This is a genomic window from Mesorhizobium sp. P3_A8, from assembly GCF_056402995.1.
Genome location: NZ_JBFUGI010000008.1, coordinates 112,748 through 131,141 on the forward strand (window position 1 = coordinate 112,748; position 18,394 = coordinate 131,141).

The window sequence follows — 18,394 nt, forward strand, 5'->3', positions numbered from 1 at the left end:
CCCCTCCTGCCATTCAGAATAATACGCTACAGCGAAACGCTATTTACTTCTATAGTAGCCAGATGCCTGCAGTGATCTGTTCTTGTAGGCGTAGGATGGGAATAATCATCATTTACAAGAAAATATTGATGCCTCTTAATGATCCTTGAGAGGTGATCACTTGCTTGTGATTTGTCATTTTTCTTCGTAGATGTCCCCTTATTCCAAGAGGGGATAAATGTCATGATCGCTGACCGTTCTTGGGTTCAGAGAAATCTTGGGTTCGATCCGCTCCGTGATCCACCGCCAGAGACAACTTTCGCGCTTCCATCTGTTGCGAAGGCGAAGGGTACAGAGGATTTCCAGCGCGAGATCATAGAGTTCGACTCTGAATCTTCGCCGGGGCTACAATTTCTTGCATTTTCGAAAGCCACGGGCCTGTCCCGGTACAAGGACATTCCATGGCCGCAAGGGCTGGCTCCGCAGACAGCCGGCAACGCAGGTGGTAGCAGCGGCGGTCCATTGCCCAAAGCGGATGTACTGGTCGTGACCTGGACCGTCGATGAAGGCCACGCCTTGAGCCGGGTACTTACCCCGGGCAAGGACAGCCGCGACGACTACCTTTCCTATACCCACCGGTTTGCGGAAATTGCCAAGAACATGCGGCCTGGGTGCCCAGCCCTTCAAGCCAAGCGTCTCGGAGCCTATTGGACGACAACCATCGGCGGGAAATCCGTCGTGGTTTTCAAGTCCGATTCTCATATGTCGCAAGATGGTCCGAAGGTGCCGAATATCGAAGTCTGGCGGCAAATCATCGAAGAAGTCGCACCCAAGCTGGTGATCACAACTGGAACTGCGGGCGGTATCGGCAAGCAGTTCGAAGTTGGGGATGTCGTGGTGAGCCCGCTGGTTCGCTTCGATTGTCTTGCCAAATTCAAGAAGGAGCCGTTTGCCAACCTTCACTATGCAAGCGCCGTCGCCAAGACCAGCCACTTCGCCAAGGCGCGGCAGCTGTTCAAAACCAACGCATCGCAGCTACCGCAAGACAACACCCGGGTGCCAAAAATCTTTGTTGCCGCGCCAAGCGCGCTGAAATCGTGCGTGGTAACGACCGATTTCTTTGGCTTTGACACCTCCGATAATCACTACCACCTCCAGGGCCTTGGAGCCGTATCGGAAATGGGCGACGCCATCCTTGGATTGGTCGCTTCGGAGATGGGCGCAGCGGCGCCACGCTGGCTTGCGATCCGGAATGTTTCCGATCCTCAGATCAAGGCGGACGGCATGACGCTCAAGCAACAAGCCACAATGGCTGCGCAAATCTACAAGGGTTTCGGACGGTGGAGTTCGATCTGCAGCGCGGTCACCTGCTGGGCCAGCATCGTCGCCGAATAGACGGTGATGAAAGCGGTGGGGAGGTGTGAGCCCGATGAACGGGCTCAGGCCTTGCCAAACCCACCCGGCGTCGGTGTTGTCAGGATGACAGCCTCGCCGGCATCGAGCACGGTCTGGTCACAGGCCTTCAGCACCTCGACCGCCCCATCCTTGCGACGTATCTTGGTCGAGCCGACCTCGCCGTCGCCACCTCCGTCCAGCCCCTGCGGCGGGCGGTTGCGGTGCGAGGACAGGATCGCGCATTCCATCTTCTCGAGGAAGCGGATGGTGCGTTTGGTGCCGTCGCCGGCGCTCCATTTGCCCTTGCCGCCGGAGCCTTCGCGGATTTGGAAATCCTCCAGCACCACGGGAAAGCGCAGTTCCAGCACTTCCGGATCGGTGAGGCGCGAATTGGTCATATGGGTGTGGACGCCCGAGGTGCCGGCAAAGCCGCGGCCGGAGTTCATCTGACCGGCAGGCGAGCCGGAGCAGATCGTCTCGTAGTACTGGTACTGCTTGTTGCCGAAGGTCAGGTTGTTCATCGTTCCCTGCGCATTGGCCATAGCGCCCATGGCGCCGAACAGCGCATTGGTGACATGCTGCGAGGTCTCGACATTGCCGGCAACGACGGCGGCAGGGTAGGCGGGCTTCAGCATGCAGCCATCGGGAATGATGATGTTGATGGGCCTGAGGCACCCGGCATTCATCGGGATCATGTCCTCGACCATGACGCGGAAGGCATAAAGCACGGCGGCGCGGGCGACGGGCTCCGGCGCATTGAAATTGTTCTTCATGACAGGCGACGTGCCGGTGAAGTCGACCGTCGCTTCGCGCTTTTGCCGGTCGACCGTAATCTTCACCTTGATGACCTGGCCGGTATCGGTGGGATATTCATAGGCCGATGTGTCCGGCAGCCGCTCCAGCACCCGGCGCACGCTTTCGGCGGCATTGTCCTGGACGTGGCCCATATAGGCTTCGACCACATCGAGGCCGAAATGCGCGACCATCTTGCGCAGTTCGGCGACGCCTTTCTCGTTGGCGGCGATCTGCGCCTTGAGGTCGGCAATGTTCTGGTGCGGGTTGCGGGCCGGATATCGGTGGTCGGTGAGCAGCGTATGCAGCTCTTTTTCGCGGAATTTTCCGCGGTCGACGATACGGAAATTGTCGAACAACACGCCTTCCTCGTCGACCGTGGTGGCAAGCGGCGTCATCGAGCCAGGGGCGGTGCCGCCAATATCAGCGTGATGGCCGCGCGAGGCCGCCCAGAACAGGATGTTCTCTTGAGCATCGTCGAAGACCGGCGTCACCACCGTGATATCAGGCAGATGCGTGCCGCCATTGTAGGGGGCGTTCAAGGCAAAGACGTCGCCTGGGTGGATGTCGCCGGAGTTCAGCCGGATGATGGTTTCGACCGAGCGGTCCATGGAGCCGAGGTGCACCGGCATGTGCGGCGCGTTGGCGACCAACGCTCCGGTGTGGTCGAAGACGGCGCAGGAAAAATCCAGCCTTTCCTTGATGTTGACGGAATAGGCGGTGTTCTGCAGCGTCACGCCCATCTGCTCGGCGATCGACATGAAGAGGTTGTTGAAGACTTCCAGCATGACCGGATCGGCTGATGTGCCAAGCGCAGCGGCGCGCACCTTCCTTGCCGTGCGGCGGATCACGACGTGGTTGAGGTTGGTGATTTCGGCCTGCCAGCCCGGTTCGACGACAATGGTCTGGTTCGGCTCGATGATGAGGGCAGGGCCGGCGACCAGATTGGACGGGCGCAGGTTTTCGCGACGATGGATGCCGGCTTCATGCCACCGGCCTTCGGTGTAGATGCGCCGCGTTCCGGAAGCGCCAGCTTCAACCCTTGCAGGTCCGGCGGGCGCATAGGCTTCAGCGCTGCTTTCGCCGATTTCGGAACCTTCGAGGCCGACCGTCTCGACGATCATCGGCTTGTCGTCATAGACGAAGCCGAATTGCGCCTTGTGGGCGATTTCGAAATCGCGCTTCGCCTGGAAAATCGAGTCACTCTCGAAATTCACCGGCAGCGTCGTGTCGGTGCCGTCATAGCGGATGTGCAGCACCGGCTTGGTGGCAACCGCGTCCTCGGCGATGCCTTGCGCGGCGAGTTCGGCGATGACGGCCTTTCTCAAGACGGCAATGAGGGCGTCGATCTCGGTTCTCGACTCTTCGGCAAGCGGCTTAAGCAGCGCCTGTTGGCGTGAGGCAAACACCGAAGCCAGGCCGATGCCATAGGCCGAAAGCAGGCCGGAGAAGGGGTGGATCAGCACCGCCTCCATGCCGAGCGCGTCGGCGACCAGGCATGCGTGCTGGCCGCCGGCGCCGCCGAAGCAGTTGAGCAGGTATTCGGTGACGTCATAGCCGCGCTGCACGGAAATCTTCTTGATGGCGTTAGCCATATTCTCGACGGCGATGGTGACAAAGCCCTCGGCGACCGCTTCCGGTGAGCGACCGTCGCCGATTTCGGCGGCCAGCGCGCTGAATTTCTTGCGCACGGTGCCGACATCAAGCGGTTCGTTCTGGCCGGGGCCAAAAATGGCCGGGAAGAAATCCGGCTGCAGCTTGCCGAGCATGACGTTGGCGTCGGTGACGGCCAGCGGCCCGCCGCGCCGGTAGGCGGCGGGGCCGGGATTGGCACCGGCGGAGTCCGGTCCGGCGCGAAAACGGCCTGCCTCGTAATGCAGGACCGAACCGCCGCCGGCGGCTACAGTGTGGATGCGCATCATCGGCGCGCGGACCCGCACGCCGGCGACTTCGGTGTCGAAGGCGCGCTCATACTCACCATCATAGTGGGCGACGTCGGTGGAGGTGCCGCCCATGTCGAAGCCGATGACTTTTTCGAAACCGGCAAGCTTCGCCGTCTCGACCATGCCGACGACCCCACCGGCCGGACCTGACAGCAGCGCGTCCTTGCCCTGGAACATGTCGGCGGCGGTGAGGCCGCCAGAGGACATCATGAACATAAGGCGAGGCGACTGGTCGCTCTCTTCTTCGGATGGGTAGATTGGCGCCGCGCCCAACTCGCCCGCCACTTTTTGCACATAGCGCGACAGGATGGGCGAGAGATAGCTATCGACCACGGTGGTATCGCCGCGACCGACCAGCTTGATCAGCGGCGAGACCTCATGGCTGACCGAAACCTGGGCGAAACCGATCTTGCGGCAGACCGTGGCCACCGCCTTCTCGTGATCGGGGTATTTCCAGGCATGCATGAAGACGATGGCGACGGCATCGATGCCATCGGCCTTGGCCTGCTCGATCGCCGGCCGGCAAGCAGCGATGTCGAGCAGCCGCTCGACGCAGCCATCGGCCAGCACGCGCTCGTTGATTTCGATGACGCGCTCGTAGAGCTGCTCGGGAAGGATGATCTCCTTGGCGAAAATGTCGGGCCGCGCCTGGTAGGCGATCCTGAGCGCATCGCGAAAGCCCTTGGTGATGAGCAGGAGCACGCGGTCGCCCTTGCGCTCCAGAAGCGCGTTGGTGGCGACCGTGGTGCCCATCTTGATGTCGCCGATCAGGCCGGACGGGACCGTGGCGCCCGATTCGAGGCCGAGCAGATCGCGGATGCCTTGGATGGCGGCATCGGCATAGGCCTCGGGATTCTCCGAAAGCAGCTTGCGCGGATGCAGCCCACCCTGAGGGTCTCGGCCGATGACGTCGGTGAAGGTGCCGCCGCGATCGATCCAGAAATCCCATTTCGCGGCCATGGCTGTAGTCTCCGGCATTTTCGTTTCCAGCTTTCGTTGTTAATGCGCCAACGCGCCGGCAGCAACGCATCCCGTTGATGTTACATGCGGAAACGCAACGTTACGAAACTCATGGCCGCGTCGCGCATTTCCTCTTTAACCGTTCACTGCAACGTGAGCGTGTGTTGAAGGAGAGATATTATGAAAAAGCTCATTCTAGCTTCCGTGTCCGCCCTTGCCCTGCTGGGCGTCGCAGCCTGCAGCGACAGCGGCACCGACAAGACCACCACGCAGAGCACCAATCCGCCGGCTGCCGAACAGCCGATGAAGCCTGCGGCCCCGGCCGACAATTCGACCAAGCCTGCCGAGCCGGCTCCGGCAACGCCTGCTCCTGCGCCCGCGCAGTAGTTTGTAAAGCAGTAAGAGTGTCTTGGGAGGAAGGGCCGGCGTCTCGCCGGCCTTTTCTTGCAAGGCGACCATCCGGGCGCGACCATCCGGGATCGCCTCTCGTTCATAGACCCGGGCCATCGTTCATAGACCGGGCCGTTATTGGCTTGATAGCGGGGACCGGTTGGCTCTATGAAGCGGGCCATGTCGATTTGGGACCGCCTCGGCGAGTTTATTACTCGGGTATCATCTTCAGCAACGTCGGGTGTTGCCGACGTCGTCGAGGCTGTGCGCACGGTTTTCTCCGGCGATGCCGATCTGCGCCGCCGCGTCGCTTTCTCGGTGGCGATGATCGCGCTTTCGGCCAAGATGGCCAAGGCCGACGGCATCGTCACCCAGGACGAGGTGCGTGCTTTCCAGGAAATATTCGAAGTGCCGCCGAAGGAGACGCGCAACGTGGCGCGGCTGTTCGATCTCGCCCAGCGCGACGTGGCCGGGTTCGAGACCTATGCCGAGCGCATGGCGCAGATGTGCGGCTCCGGGCATTCCAATTGCGTGATGCTGGAAGACATACTCGACGGCCTGTTCCACATCGCCAAGGCCGACGGGGTGGTGCATGAGGGCGAAGGAATCTTCCTGCACCGTATCGCCGAGATTTTTCGCATCGACGAGGCGCATTACGAAGCCATCATGGCGCGCCACGTCAACCTTGGCGCCGGCGACCCCTATGTCGTGCTCGGCATCGAGCGCGGCAAGCCGTTCGACGAGGTCAAGAAGCGGTATCGCAAGCTGGTGTCCGACAATCATCCCGACCGACTGATCGCGCGTGGCCTGCCGCAGGAATTCATCAAGATCGCGACGACCAGGGTCGCGGCGATCAACGCCGCCTATGAAATGATCGAGCGGGGCCTGCGGCACGTATGAGCGGTTTCCTGCCCGACGAGCCGAGCGCCGAGGTCAGGGTATCGCCGAATTTCGGACCAAGGCGCGACACGCTGAAGCCCGACATGATCGTGCTGCACTATACCGGCATGGCGACGGGCGCCGGAGCGGAGGCGTGGCTGTGCGATCCGGCAAGCGAGGTTTCGTCGCACTATCTCGTCCATGAGAACGGCCACATCGTGCAGATGGTGCGGGAAAGCGACCGCGCCTGGCACGCCGGCAAGAGTTCCTGGTTCGGGCGCACCGACATCAATTCCTGCTCGATCGGCATCGAGATCGTCAATCCGGGCCATTCGCTGGGCTATCCCGGCTTCCCCCGGCGCCAGATCGCTGCGGTGATAGGCCTGTGCAAGGGGATTGCCGCGCGGCATGCGATCCCTGCCAGGCGGGTGCTGGCGCATTCCGACGTGGCGCCGGGACGCAAGATCGATCCGGGTGAGAAGTTCCCGTGGGCAGCGCTATTCGAGGCCGGCGTCGGCCATCTCGTGCCGGCCGCCCCCATCAGGCGCGGCGCCGTGCTGAACCCCGGTGACAGCGGTGCCGATGTCGAGGCGCTGCAGTCGATGCTGGCGCTCTACGGCTATGGTGTCGAGATCTCAGGCATTTTCGACCATCAGACACGGATCGTCGTCGAGGCCTTCCAACGGCATTTCCGGTCCCGTCTGGTCGATGGGCTGGCCGACGGCTCGACGATGCGCACGCTGCAAAAAATGCTTGCTTCTAGGGGCCGCTGACCAGGGTCAGCGCGCTGCCCAAGTAATCTTTTTCCCCTGTCAGGTTACAAACTGTCACTCAAAGTGACTTGCCCTGCCTTCATTGGCGCCAATTCGGGCTTCAAAGGGCACTTCGTACAGTTTGTCGGACGTCTATCCCCCCGGATGTTTCGATATTAATCAAGCCGTGCCACGCGAAGATCTTCGCGTGGTCCAGACAGAACAGGATCACATGCAGAAATTGACCGTTGTAACGGCAGCTCTTGCTGCCGGCGTAATGACTTTTGCCTTCAACGCGGCTGACGCCGCGCCGGTAAGCCCACGTGCCGATCAGGGGCTCGTCGCGGCGACCGCCAAGGGCAAGGCCATTTCGGCCAAAAGCGGCAGGAGCACGAAGGCAACGGCGAAGCAGGCTTCCGCGAAGGTGGAAAAGGCCAAGACGAAGAAATCCGTCGCCAAAAGGCAGACCAAGCGCGGTCGCAAAACCATCGACATGACGACAACGGCATCGATCGGCCTCAGGAACGTCGCTGCGTCGACGGCAGCGGTGGCCAGCAGCGGCCAGTACTCCGCGATCGTCGCCCGCTATGCGGCGAGCTATGGCGTTCCGGTGTCGCTGGCCAATGCCGTCATCACGATCGAGAGCAACTACCGGCCGAACATGGTCGGCGGCGCCGGCGAGATCGGCCTGATGCAGATCAAGCCGGCGACGGCGCGGATGATGGGCTATAACGGCTCGGCCAAGGGTCTCTTCGATCCCGACACCAACATCAAATACGGCATGAAGTATCTCGCTTTGGCGCAGAACCTTGGCGGTGGCACCACCTGTGGCACGATCCTGAAATACAATGCCGGCCATGCCGCGACGCGGATGAACCCGATCTCGGCCGCCTATTGCAGCAAGGTCAAGGTGCAGATGGCGGCGCTTTGATCGCAAGTTGCGAGAGCCGGCGGACAAGCCGGCTTTTTCATTTGCGTTTTCCCGGCTGAACCCCTTTATACGCCTTGCCAGCTGGCTGGGCGGCCGCACTCGCAAACGCCGAAAGGCCGCGAGTGAGGAAAGTCCGGGCTCCATGGAGACACGGTGCCGGTTAATGGCCGGCGGGGGCGACCCCAGGGAAAGTGCCACAGAAAGCAAACCGCCACGACTTTGTCGTGGTAAGGGTGAAAGGGTGGGGTAAGAGCCCACCGCGCGACTGGCAACAGGAGCGGCACGGTAAACCCCACCGGGAGCAAAACCGAATAGGGGCGGTGCGAGGGGAAACCCTCGAGGGCTGTTTCCGGCTCACCGTCCGGGTAGGTTGCGTGAGGCGCATGGCAACATGCGCCCAAGATGAATGGCCGCCACGTTCTCGTCCCGCAAGGGGCGGGGGCCATACAAAACCCGGCTTATAGGCCAGCTGGCAGTTTCTCCCGAAGAGATATCCTTTGAAATCAGCAGGTTGCGCCCTCGGGCGCGCCTGTCGATTCAAATTTCTCAGGTATTCGCCGGCAATCCGGTAACTGGCCAACGCTTGAATCCGGTGCGATTAAATCGTACCATTTGTTCTGCGAATGGTATCGGGAGCCTATCATGGGACAGGTCGACAAGCGCAGCATCACGCTGTCGCCGGAACTGGCGCAAGCGGTGGACGATGTGGTCGCCGCCGGCGAATATGCCTCGGCGAGCGAAGTGATCCGCGATGCGCTGCGGCAGTGGAAGGACCGCCGCGATCTCTTCGGCTACACGGTCGAGGAACTGCGCAAGCTGGTGCAGGAAGGGATCGACAGCGGGTCGGCACAGGACGGCCAGCCAATCATGGAACGACTGCGCGCCAAATACCTGAAGATGGCTGAGGCCAAAGGCTTTCAGGAGTGAAATACCGTCTGCTTCCTCAAGCAGTGGTCGACCTCGAAAGCATCGGTGACTACATCGCCGATCACGATCCACGGGCTGCTGTCCGGCTCGTGGATGCGCTGGAACGACGTTGGGACTTACTCACCCTCCATCCCTTCTCAGGCGCGCCACGCGACGATATCGCGCCCGGCATCCGTCATCTGGTCGTCGGCGACTATCTCACTCTGTATCGGGTCGGCAGCGACGCGATCGAAATTGTTCGCGTGCTGCACGGCCATCGCAACATCGAAGCCGACGACCTCGGTCCGTGATCGGCCCGGTCAGCCGCTGATCCTCTCCAGCGAAATCTCGATCGCCTTCCAGAGTTCTTCCACCGGTTCGCAGCCAACCGAGAGGCGGATGAAGCCTGGCGGCACCGCATCGCCTCGTTTCGAGCGCCGCTCGGCCGAAGTGTGGACGCCGCCAAAGGAGGTCGCAGCCTCGATCAGTTGGCAATTGTTGATGAAATCCTCGGCCTTGTCCTCCGAGGCAAGCTCGAACGAGATGAGGAAGCCGAAACGCTCCATCTGGACGCGGGCAAGGTTGTGCGAGGTATCGCCATTCAGGCCGGGGAAACGTAGGCCATGGACGGCTCGATGTTCCTTCAGCCGTTGCGCGATGGTTTCGGCCGATGAGCACATGCGGTCGAAGCGCACCTCCAGTGTTTCGAGGCCGCGATGCACCAGCCAGGCCTCGAACGGTCCGGGAATGCCGCCGGCCATTGCGCGCCAGTCCGTCACTTTGGTGATGATGTCGGCGTTGCGGCTGGCGACATGGCCGAACAGTACGTCCGAATGGCCGTTAACCGCCTTGGTGTCGGCAGAGACGACGACATCGGCGCCGAAGTCGAGCGGACGCTGGCCGAATGGCGTCATTGTCGTGTTGTCGACGACAAGGATCCCGCCCTGTTCGTGAACAGCCTTGGCGATGGCCGAGATGTCGCAGATGTCCAGCCGCGGATTGGATGGGGTTTCCAAGAAGACCAGCGAATAGCCTTCGAAGCCGCCGTCAACGAAGGTCGGCGTCGGCCTGATGTCGCAGGTGATGCCAAGCGGCTTCAGGAAGCGTTCGGCCATCGCGCGCGTGGCGTGATAACCGTCCGCGGGCAGGAGCACGCGATCGCCCGATTTCAGTAGCGCGAAAAACACCGACGAAATCGCGCCCATTCCAGAAGGAAAACTCACGCATTGCGCATCTTCCAGATGGCCGAGCACATGTTCCACGGCGCGCCAGGTTGGATTGTCGTAGCGGCCATATTGATCGACCCCGGTCTCGACGCCCGGCGTGTGAAAGATCGACGCCATGGTCAGCGGCAAGGGGATGGGATCGCCGCTGGCGAAATCGCGGCTGCGCAAATGGGATAGTTCGGCGGCGCGTGACTTTGCCGTCTCGGACATGAGCTCGATCCTTGTTTTTGGGCGGAAGACGTCGCTCGACGCTATGCGGGCGGGTGATCCGCGGCAAGTCGCGTCTTTTGGGCCAAAGCGCTCTAAACGCTTCGTTAGGCTTAATGGATCATAAAGACGAGACGTGCCGTAACGGCTGCTCGGATTAGTCGCTATGCGCGCGTTTGTGAAGCCTATTCCCGTTGACGCCCATAGTACCCCATGATATCCCATTTTGACATCAAAGCCTTCGTTCCGCGTCAGGGTAAAGCGTACGCCAATCGGGCAGCCGCGGCGGCTGCGCGTTTGCCGTTTTTTGCCCGTGTGGACGAGCTGGCTGTGGGGCAGGGAACGCGCTGCGGCGGCGCGTACGAGACGATGAAGAGGGGTGCGGCGGCGCAAGCGGCTGTAGCGTTTAATGGACCGGTTTCTGTCGAACACGGTGAGCAGGATCGATGCGAAGGGGCGGGTGTCCGTTCCGGCGCATTTCCGCGCTGTCGTGCAGAAACGCGGCTACTCGGAACTCTACGCACTGCGCTGTCTGGACCTGCCGGCGATGGATGTCGGCGGGCTCGATCTGCTCGACCGCTACGAGCAGCGCATCGCGCAGGAAGATCCCTTCCTGCAGACGGCGGACGACATGTCGTTCTTCTGCCATGGCGATGGAACGTTTCTGAAACTCGACCAGGACGGCCGCATCACGATGAGCGATTTCATCCGCGAACACACCGGTATCTCGGCGGAGGTGGCCTTTGTCGGGCGCGGCAATTTCTTTCAAATATGGGAGCCGGGACGGCTTGCCGCCTATGGGGCGCAGGCGCGGGCCAGGCTTTTGCAGCTTCGGCAGGGGACGAAGCCTGGGGAGCGACCGGAATGATGGCGGGCCACGGCGATGATACCAACGCCGTTGGCGGATCGGTCCGCCACATTCCGGTCCTCCTTGGCGAAGTGCTCGAGGCATTGGCGCCGGCGGAGGGCGACATCATCATCGACGGCACGTTCGGCGCAGGGGGCTACACCAAAGCCATTCTGGCGACCGGGGCTTCTGTTGTTGCGATCGACCGCGATCCCGACGCCATCGTGGCCGGACGCGATCTCGAGGCGCAATCGGGCGGCCGGCTGAAGCTGGTGCAGGCGCCGTTCTCGACGCTCGACGAACATGCAGAACGGGTCGATGGGGTCGTGCTCGACATTGGCGTCTCCTCCATGCAGCTCGACCAGGCCGAGCGCGGATTCTCGTTCCGCAATGACGGCCCGCTCGACATGCGCATGGCGCAGGCGGGCCTGAGCGCTGCCGATGTCGTCAACAGCTTCAAGCCTGGCGACCTTGCCCGCATCTTCGGCTTCCTCGGCGAGGAGCGCCACGCCGGGCGCATCGCCCGCATGATCGAGGCGCGCCGCGAAAAGCGGCCGTTCGAGCGCACGCTGGAACTGGCGGACGCCATCGAGACGCATGTCGGCCGCGCCCCGAAGGACAAGATCCACCCGGCCACCCGCGTCTTCCAGGCGCTGCGCATTTTCGTCAATGACGAGCTCGGCGAACTGGCCAAGGCGCTGTTTGCGGCAGAGCGCGCGCTGAAGCCGGGCGGACGGCTCGCCGTGGTGACGTTCCATTCGCTGGAAGACCGCATCGTCAAGCGCTTCATCGCCGACCGGGCCGACGTCGCCACGGGATCACGTCATCTGCCCGAGGCGCATGCGCGCACCGCGACCTTCCGTAAGGCCGGTGGCGGCGTGACGGCTGATGATGCCGAGGTCGCGGCCAATCCGCGCGCCCGCTCGGCCAGACTGCGCGCCGCGATCCGCACCGATGCGCCTGCGCGCGGCGGCGATTTTTCGATTTTCGGCCTTCCAAAGCTTCCCGGCATCAATTTGCCGGGAGAGAGGTAAGCACGTGTTCCGTACCAGCGACATTGTCCTGATCGCCGTCATGGTTTCGGCGGCGGCCCTGACCTACAAGACCAAGCGCGAGGCAGAGGATCAGCTGGCGGCGGTGCAGAAGATCCATAACCAGATACGCTATGAGGAGGAGACGATCGACCTGCTCAAGGCCGACTGGAGTCTGCTCACCCAACCGTCACGCCTGCAGAAACTCGCCGAACTCTACAAGTCGCAGCTCGCCCTCGAGCCGGTCAGTGCGCGCCAGATCGTCGGCTTGAGCGACCTGCCGGCCAAAGCCCTCGATATTCAGGACATCCTGAAAGGGCGCCAGGACAGCATGGCCGACAATTCCGACAAGGCGCCGTCTGGCGACAAGGATCCCGTCGTGACCGGAGACATCGCCCAATGATCGGCAAATTGCTGAAGCGTCGTGCCAGGACGGGTGAGGACGGATCGATCGTCGTTGAGGGCGCCCGCAAGGCGACCGGCGGCAAAGGCAAAGCGCGCATCGTCATGACGATGGCGGTGTTCTTCGGCATCTTCTCGACCATTTCGGGGCGGCTGGTCTATCTCGGCTTCCAGACGCCTGACCTGTCGGGCGGCCCGCAGAGCCGGATCACCGCCTCGCGGCCCGACATTGTCGATCGCAATGGCGAGGTGCTGGCGACGGACATCAAGACAGCGTCGCTGTTCGCCGAGCCGCGCCGCATCGTCGATGCCGACGAGGCGATCGAGAAGCTGTCCACCGTGCTGCCCGAGATCGATTACGAGCAGACCTACCACAAGCTCAAGAGCGGCGCCGGCTTCGTCTGGCTGCAGCGGCAGCTGACGCCCAAGCAGCAGGCCGACATCATGCAGCTCGGCATTCCCGGTTTCGGCTTCCGCACGGAGAAGCGCCGTTTCTATCCGAGCGGCGAAACCTCGTCCTATATTGTCGGTCTGACCAACATCGACAATCAGGGCATCTCCGGCATGGAGAAATATATCGATGAGCAGGGGCTGAGCGACCTGCAGGCGTCGGGCCTGGCGGTGGCCAAGGATCTCAAGCCGGTGAAGCTTTCGATCGATCTGCGCGTCCAGCATGTGGTGCGCGACGAGATCGCGGCCGGCCTGGAGCGCTACCGCGCCATCGGCGCCGGCGCCGTCGTGCTCAACGTAAAGACCGGCGAAGTCGTGGCCATGGCCTCGGTGCCGGATTTTGATCCGAACAATCCTTACAATGCACAGGAAAAGGACCGGCTGAACCGGATGTCGGCGGGCCTCTATGAGATGGGCTCGACCTTCAAGAGCTTCACCTCGGCCATGGCGCTCGATTCCGGCAAGGCGAACATGAATAGCCGTTTCGACGCTTCTCATCCAATCCGCGTCGGCCATCAGGCCATTCACGATTTCCACGGCAAGAACCGTGTGCTGTCGCTGCCGGAAGTGTTCCTCTATTCGTCCAACATCGGGTCGGCCAGGGAGGCCGAACTGGTCGGCATCGAGGGGCACCGGGAATTCCTGCATCGCCTTGGCATTCTGGAAAGAATGCAGACCGAACTGCCGGAGGTCGCGCGCCCGACCGAACCGAAGGTCTGGAAACAGGTCAATTCATTCACCATCGCCTTCGGCCACGGCGTGTCGACGACGCCGCTGCAGGCAGCTGTCGGCTGCGCGGCGCTGATGAATGGCGGCTTCCTGATGAACCCGACCTTCCTGGTGCGCACGCAGGAGGAAGCGATGGCCGCCGCCAAGAAAGTGGTGAGCGAAAAGACGGTCGAGGGCATGCGCTACCTTTATTCGCTCAACGCCGAAAAGGGCTCGGCCAGAAACGCCAGAGTTCCCGGCTACCGCGTCGGCGGCAAGACCGGAACGGCCGAGAAGGTCATCAACGGCCGCTACTCGAAGGAGTTGAATTTCAACACCTTCGTTGCCGCCTTCCCGATGGATGACCCGCAATATCTGGTGTTCACGATTGCCGACGCTCCGCATCCGGAAAAGCCCGGGATGACAGACGTCGCCGCCAACAATGCGGGTGTCATGGCCGGCAATATCATCCGGCGTTCAGCCGCCATGCTTGGCGTGAAGCCAGATTTCAGCCATGAAAATGGTGCAACGCTGGTTTCCTATCAGTGATTCTTAGGGCGCGCCGGCAACTGCGCGCTATTTTGTTGCGGTGAACGGGACTCGATGAAGCTCAAAGATCTAACCGGTATCCTGCCAGTCGAAGGAACAGCTTCCGCCGATCTGGAGGTTACCGGGATTTCGTCCGATTCCCGCCAGGTAAAACCCGGCGTTCTCTTCTTCGCGCTTGCCGGAACCAAGGCCGACGGCGCGGCCTATGCCGCCGATGCGGCCGCGCGTGGCGCGCTGGCGATCGTGACAGGCAAGGGCAACTCCGTCGCAGGACTGCCGGTTCCCGTGCTGGCGGTCGATGACCCGCGCCTGGCGCTGGCGCTGAGCGCGTCCCGCTATTTCGGCAAGCAGCCGCAGACCATGGTCGCGGTGACCGGCACCAGCGGCAAGACCTCGGTCGCCGCCTTCACCAGGCAGATCTGGGAGCAGGCGGGCTATGAAGCGGCTTCGATCGGCACCACCGGTGTGGTGGCGCCCGGCCGCAACGAGTATGGCTCGCTGACCACGCCCGATCCGGTCGCCCTGCACCAATTGTTGCGGGAATTGGCCGACGCCGGCGTCACCCATGCTTCGATGGAAGCTTCCAGCCATGGGCTCGACCAGCGCCGCCTCGATGGCGTGAAGCTGGCGGCGGGCGGCTTCACCAATCTTGGCCGCGACCATATGGATTATCATCCGACGGTCGAGGATTATCACCGCGCCAAACTGCGCCTGTTCGACACGTTGCTGCCGAAAGGCGCGCCGGCGGTCATTTTTGCAGACGATCCGTGGTCAGCGCCGACGATCCAGGCGGCGAAGGCCGCCGGGCTCGAGGTGCTGACAGTTGGCCGCCATGGCGATTTCCTGACGCTGAAGCGGGTCGAGCACGAGCGCCATCGCCAGCGTGCCGAAGTCGAGGCCGAGGGCGTGCTTTACGAAATCGACCTGCCGCTGGCCGGCGATTTCCAGATTTCGAATGCGCTGGTTTCGGCCGGCCTTGCCATTTCCACGGGAACACCTGTCGCCAAGGCCTTGGCCGCATTGGAAAAATTGAAGGGCGCGCCGGGCCGGCTCGATCTCGTCGGCACCACTGCCAGGGGTGCGCCGGTCTATGTCGACTACGCCCACAAGCCCGATGCGCTGGAAAACGTGCTGGCGTCGGTGCGCCCATTCACCACTGGCCGCGTCATGGTCGTGTTCGGTTGTGGCGGCGACCGTGACCGGGGAAAAAGACCGATCATGGGCGAGATCGCGACCCGGCTTGCCGATGTCGTCATCGTCACCGACGACAATCCGCGCTCCGAAGTGCCCGAGACCATCCGTGCCGCCATCATGGCTGCTGCCCCTGGCGCCATCGAGATCGGCGACCGGCGCAAGGCGATCCATGAGGCTGTCGGCATGCTGCATGCCGGCGACACGCTGATCGTGGCCGGCAAGGGCCACGAGGAAGGCCAGACGATCGGCTCCGAGACTTTGCATTTTTCCGACCACGAGGAAGTCCGCGCCGCGCTACGGGAGCGTGCCGCATGAGCCTTCTGTGGACCTCCGAGGCGCTGGTTGCCGCCATGGATGGGCGACCGCTCGGCCCTATGCCCGAGGGCATATCGGGCATTTCGATCGACAGCCGCAGCTTGCAGCCCGGTGACGCCTTCTTCGCCATCAAGGGCGAGGCGATGGACGGTCATGACTTCGCCACCGCGGCCATCAAGGCCGGCGCAGGCGTGCTGGTGGTGGCGGAAGGCAGGCTGCCGTCGCTTGGCCGCCTGACGGCGCCTATCATCGTCGTAGAGGACGTGCTGGCCGCACTGGAAAAGCTCGGTGTCGCCTCGCGCGCGCGTTCGCAGGCCAAGATCATCGCGGTCACCGGTTCGGCCGGCAAGACCACCACCAAGGAAGCGCTGCGCCACGTGCTGTCGGCCGTCGGCAAGGTGCATGCCTCGGCGCAGTCCTTCAACAACCATTGGGGCGTGCCGCTGACGCTAGCGCGCATGCCGGATGATTGCGACTACGCCGTGTTCGAGATCGGCATGAACCATCCCGACGAGATCCGGCCGCTGGTGAAGATGGTGCGGCCGCATGTCGCCATCGTCACCATGATCGCGGCCGCGCATCTCGGCTTCTTCCGCAATCTCGACGAGATCGCCAAGGCCAAGGCCGAGATTTTCGAAGGGCTGGAGCCCGAAGGTGCTGCCGTCCTCAATCGCGACGATGCGCGCTTCAAGCTTCTCGACAAGATGGCGCATGCCGCCGGCGTCGAGCATGTCTACGGTTTCGGCGAGAATGCGCGCTCGACCTTCAAACTCACCAAATGCGAATTGCATGCCGACCATTCCGACATCGCCGCCAGGATCGGCGGCCATGACATGATCGCCCGCATCGGTGCGCCCGGCCGGCATATGGTGCAGAACGTGCTGGCGGTGCTGGGTGCGGCGCGGCTGGTCGGCGCCGATCTCGACAAGGTGGCAATCGCGCTTGCGGATCTCTCGGCCGAGCGCGGCCGTGGCAAGCGCCATGTGCTGCGGCACCCCGGTGGACTGATCACGCTGATCGACGAGAGCTACAACGCCAATCCGGCCTCGATGGGTGCCGCGATGGCGCTGCTCAACGCGACGCCTGTGACGGGCGATGGCCGCCGCATTGCCGTGCTCGGCGACATGCTCGAACTCGGCGATCACTCGGCCAAGCTGCATGCAGCGCTTGCCGATCTCATCGTCGGCACCGGCACGCATACCGTGTTTCTCGGTGGCCCCGAAATGCGGGCACTGGCGGAAGCGCTGCCGGACGACATCAAGACGGAGTACCGCGCCGGCGTCGAGGAGCTGAAGCCGGTGCTGCTTGCCGCGCTGAAGCCGGGCGACGTGGTGATGATCAAATCGTCGAAGGGCATCGGTTTTGCAAAACTGGTCGATGCGCTGCTGGGCAAGTTCCCGGCTCAATCAACAGCCAACAGTCAGTCGTAAGGTCGGGGGACGAAAGCGCATGTTTACACTGCTGGTCGATTTCGCGGACAAGATTTCGGTCTTCAATGTCTTCCGCTACATCACGTTCCGCACCGGCGGAGCGCTGATTACCTCGGCGCTGATCGTCTTCATCTTCGGGCCGACCATCATCAATTCGCTGCGGCTCAGGCAAGGCAAGGGCCAGCCGATCCGCGCCGACGGGCCGCAGACGCATTTCAAGAAAGCCGGCACGCCGACCATGGGCGGGCTGATGATCCTGTCGGGCATCATCGGCTCATCTCTTCTATGGGCGAACCTGTCGAGCATCTATGTCTGGGTGGTGCTGCTGGTGACGCTGGGCTTTGGCTCGATCGGCTTCTATGACGACTATCTGAAAGTGACCAAGCAGTCGCATCTCGGTTTTTCCGGCAAGGCGCGGCTGGCGCTTGAATTCGTCATCGCCGGCATCGCCGCCTGGGCGATCATGCACAACGGCCAGGCGCCGTTCTCATCGTCGCTGACATTCCCCTTCGCCAAGGAATTCATCATCAACCTCGGCTGGTTCTTCATTCCGTTCTCCTGCTTCGTCATCGTCGGCGCCGGCAATGCGGTGAACCTGACCGACGGCCTCGACGGGCTGGCGATCGTGCCGATCATGATCGCGGCCGCGTCCTTCGGCGTCATCGCCTATCTCTCCGGCAACGCGGTGTTCGCCGAATATCTGCAGATCCATTTCGTTCCCGGCACCGGTGAACTGGCGGTCGTGCTCGGCTCCGTCATCGGCGCCGGCCTCGGCTTCCTTTGGTTCAATGCGCCGCCGGCGGCGATCTTCATGGGCGACACCGGTTCGCTGGCCATGGGCGGCCTGATCGGCACGGTCGCGGTCGCCACCAAGCACGAGATCGTGCTGGTCATCGTCGGCGGCCTGTTCGTGGTCGAGATCCTCTCTGTCATCATCCAGGTCGGCTACTTCAAGATGACCGGCAAGCGCGTGTTCCTGATGGCGCCGATCCACCATCATTTCGAAAAGCTCGGCTGGACCGAAAGCCAGGTGGTGATCCGTTTCTGGATCATCGCCGTCATCCTGGCGCTGGTCGGCCTGTCCACCCTGAAGCTCAGATAGGAAACC

The 18,394-nt window shown here is 62.5% G+C and carries 16 protein-coding genes and 1 other RNA gene; 15 read left to right on the forward strand and 2 right to left on the reverse strand.

Features of this window, described 5'->3' with window-relative positions; all coding sequences use genetic code 11:
• Positions 1 to 222 precede the first annotated feature (222 nt).
• Positions 223 to 1,374: a phosphorylase family protein gene (locus AC1DX4_RS19920; RefSeq protein ID WP_477221916.1), complete on the forward strand. Its 1,152-nt coding sequence runs from the start codon at positions 223 to 225 to the stop codon at positions 1,372 to 1,374.
• Positions 1,375 to 1,418: 44 nt separating this feature from the next.
• Here AC1DX4_RS19920 and AC1DX4_RS19925 read toward each other — a convergent pair whose 3' ends face one another.
• Complete coding sequence (locus tag AC1DX4_RS19925; protein WP_477222109.1) at positions 1,419 to 5,069, reverse strand: hydantoinase B/oxoprolinase family protein; 3,651 nt, start codon at positions 5,067 to 5,069, stop codon at positions 1,419 to 1,421.
• Positions 5,070 to 5,249: 180 nt separating this feature from the next.
• On the opposite strand from AC1DX4_RS19925, the gene AC1DX4_RS19930 reads away from it, so the two are divergent.
• From AC1DX4_RS19930 to AC1DX4_RS19960, 7 genes are all read left to right on the forward strand, one after another.
• Positions 5,250 to 5,456: a hypothetical protein gene (locus tag AC1DX4_RS19930; RefSeq protein WP_027044745.1), complete on the forward strand. Its 207-nt coding sequence runs from the start codon at positions 5,250 to 5,252 to the stop codon at positions 5,454 to 5,456.
• A 183-nt stretch (positions 5,457 to 5,639) separates the two neighbouring features.
• Positions 5,640 to 6,359: a TerB family tellurite resistance protein gene (locus AC1DX4_RS19935; protein ID WP_475450090.1), complete on the forward strand. Its 720-nt coding sequence runs from the start codon at positions 5,640 to 5,642 to the stop codon at positions 6,357 to 6,359.
• Complete coding sequence (locus tag AC1DX4_RS19940; RefSeq protein WP_477221917.1) at positions 6,356 to 7,111, forward strand: peptidoglycan recognition protein family protein; 756 nt, start codon at positions 6,356 to 6,358, stop codon at positions 7,109 to 7,111. The genes AC1DX4_RS19935 and AC1DX4_RS19940 overlap by 4 nt, the downstream gene beginning before the upstream one ends.
• 211 nt (positions 7,112 to 7,322) lie before the next feature.
• On the forward strand, positions 7,323 to 8,021 hold the full coding sequence (locus tag AC1DX4_RS19945) for a lytic transglycosylase domain-containing protein (protein WP_477221918.1): 699 nt from the start codon (positions 7,323 to 7,325) through the stop codon (positions 8,019 to 8,021).
• Between the two features lie 77 nt (positions 8,022 to 8,098).
• Positions 8,099 to 8,498: RNase P RNA component class A (gene rnpB, locus AC1DX4_RS19950), an RNA gene on the forward strand.
• A 165-nt stretch (positions 8,499 to 8,663) separates the two neighbouring features.
• Positions 8,664 to 8,948, forward strand: a complete 285-nt coding sequence (locus tag AC1DX4_RS19955) for a type II toxin-antitoxin system ParD family antitoxin (RefSeq protein WP_477221919.1) — start codon at positions 8,664 to 8,666, stop codon at positions 8,946 to 8,948.
• Positions 8,945 to 9,238, forward strand: a complete 294-nt coding sequence (locus tag AC1DX4_RS19960) for a type II toxin-antitoxin system RelE/ParE family toxin (protein ID WP_477221920.1) — start codon at positions 8,945 to 8,947, stop codon at positions 9,236 to 9,238. Before AC1DX4_RS19955 ends, AC1DX4_RS19960 begins: the two co-directional genes overlap by 4 nt.
• 9 nt (positions 9,239 to 9,247) lie before the next feature.
• Here the strand turns inward: AC1DX4_RS19960 and AC1DX4_RS19965 are convergent, their stop codons facing one another.
• Positions 9,248 to 10,363 carry a cystathionine gamma-lyase gene (locus tag AC1DX4_RS19965; RefSeq protein WP_477221921.1) on the reverse strand — a complete coding sequence of 372 codons (1,116 nt, stop codon included), beginning with the start codon at positions 10,361 to 10,363 and terminating at the stop codon, positions 9,248 to 9,250.
• A 406-nt stretch (positions 10,364 to 10,769) separates the two neighbouring features.
• On the opposite strand from AC1DX4_RS19965, the gene mraZ reads away from it, so the two are divergent.
• The 7 genes from mraZ to mraY are packed head-to-tail and all read left to right on the forward strand — an operon-like array spanning position 10,770 to position 18,388.
• Positions 10,770 to 11,228, forward strand: a complete 459-nt coding sequence (gene mraZ / locus AC1DX4_RS19970; protein ID WP_027044751.1) for a division/cell wall cluster transcriptional repressor MraZ — start codon at positions 10,770 to 10,772, stop codon at positions 11,226 to 11,228.
• The gene (gene rsmH, locus AC1DX4_RS19975; protein WP_477221922.1) at positions 11,225 to 12,241 is read left to right on the forward strand and encodes a 16S rRNA (cytosine(1402)-N(4))-methyltransferase RsmH; all 1,017 of its coding nucleotides are present in this window, start codon (positions 11,225 to 11,227) and stop codon (positions 12,239 to 12,241) included. The genes mraZ and rsmH overlap by 4 nt, the downstream gene beginning before the upstream one ends.
• Before the next feature lie 4 nt (positions 12,242 to 12,245).
• A complete protein-coding gene (gene ftsL / locus AC1DX4_RS19980) occupies positions 12,246 to 12,641 on the forward strand; it encodes a cell division protein FtsL (protein ID WP_095202153.1) in 396 nt (131 codons plus the stop codon).
• Positions 12,638 to 14,347 (forward strand): peptidoglycan D,D-transpeptidase FtsI family protein, encoded by a 1,710-nt coding sequence (locus tag AC1DX4_RS19985; RefSeq protein WP_477221923.1) that lies wholly within the window; start codon positions 12,638 to 12,640, stop codon positions 14,345 to 14,347. Before ftsL ends, AC1DX4_RS19985 begins: the two co-directional genes overlap by 4 nt.
• A gap of 54 nt (positions 14,348 to 14,401) precedes the next feature.
• Positions 14,402 to 15,856, forward strand: coding sequence for a UDP-N-acetylmuramoyl-L-alanyl-D-glutamate--2,6-diaminopimelate ligase (locus AC1DX4_RS19990; protein WP_477221924.1), 1,455 nt, complete (start codon positions 14,402 to 14,404; stop codon positions 15,854 to 15,856).
• Positions 15,853 to 17,286: a UDP-N-acetylmuramoylalanyl-D-glutamyl-2,6-diaminopimelate--D-alanyl-D-alanine ligase gene (locus tag AC1DX4_RS19995; RefSeq protein WP_477221925.1), complete on the forward strand. Its 1,434-nt coding sequence runs from the start codon at positions 15,853 to 15,855 to the stop codon at positions 17,284 to 17,286. Before AC1DX4_RS19990 ends, AC1DX4_RS19995 begins: the two co-directional genes overlap by 4 nt.
• 19 nt (positions 17,287 to 17,305) lie before the next feature.
• On the forward strand, positions 17,306 to 18,388 hold the full coding sequence (mraY, locus tag AC1DX4_RS20000; protein WP_027029717.1) for a phospho-N-acetylmuramoyl-pentapeptide-transferase: 1,083 nt from the start codon (positions 17,306 to 17,308) through the stop codon (positions 18,386 to 18,388).
• The last annotated feature ends 6 nt before the right edge of the window (positions 18,389 to 18,394 follow it).

Coding starts and splice junctions, on each gene's coding strand:
- rsmH (WP_477221922.1), top strand. CDS start 11,225: ATGATGGCGGGCCACGGCGATGATACCAACGCCGTTGGCGGATCGGTC.
- AC1DX4_RS19955 (WP_477221919.1), top strand. CDS start 8,664: ATGGGACAGGTCGACAAGCGCAGCATCACGCTGTCGCCGGAACTGGCG.
- mraY (WP_027029717.1), top strand. CDS start 17,306: ATGTTTACACTGCTGGTCGATTTCGCGGACAAGATTTCGGTCTTCAAT.
- AC1DX4_RS19990 (WP_477221924.1), top strand. CDS start 14,402: ATGAAGCTCAAAGATCTAACCGGTATCCTGCCAGTCGAAGGAACAGCT.
- AC1DX4_RS19940 (WP_477221917.1), top strand. CDS start 6,356: ATGAGCGGTTTCCTGCCCGACGAGCCGAGCGCCGAGGTCAGGGTATCG.
- AC1DX4_RS19920 (WP_477221916.1), top strand. CDS start 223: ATGATCGCTGACCGTTCTTGGGTTCAGAGAAATCTTGGGTTCGATCCG.
- AC1DX4_RS19995 (WP_477221925.1), top strand. CDS start 15,853: ATGAGCCTTCTGTGGACCTCCGAGGCGCTGGTTGCCGCCATGGATGGG.
- AC1DX4_RS19945 (WP_477221918.1), top strand. CDS start 7,323: ATGCAGAAATTGACCGTTGTAACGGCAGCTCTTGCTGCCGGCGTAATG.
- AC1DX4_RS19925 (WP_477222109.1), bottom strand. CDS start 5,069: ATGGCCGCGAAATGGGATTTCTGGATCGATCGCGGCGGCACCTTCACC.
- AC1DX4_RS19965 (WP_477221921.1), bottom strand. CDS start 10,363: ATGTCCGAGACGGCAAAGTCACGCGCCGCCGAACTATCCCATTTGCGC.
- mraZ (WP_027044751.1), top strand. CDS start 10,770: ATGGACCGGTTTCTGTCGAACACGGTGAGCAGGATCGATGCGAAGGGG.
- AC1DX4_RS19985 (WP_477221923.1), top strand. CDS start 12,638: ATGATCGGCAAATTGCTGAAGCGTCGTGCCAGGACGGGTGAGGACGGA.
- AC1DX4_RS19930 (WP_027044745.1), top strand. CDS start 5,250: ATGAAAAAGCTCATTCTAGCTTCCGTGTCCGCCCTTGCCCTGCTGGGC.
- AC1DX4_RS19935 (WP_475450090.1), top strand. CDS start 5,640: ATGTCGATTTGGGACCGCCTCGGCGAGTTTATTACTCGGGTATCATCT.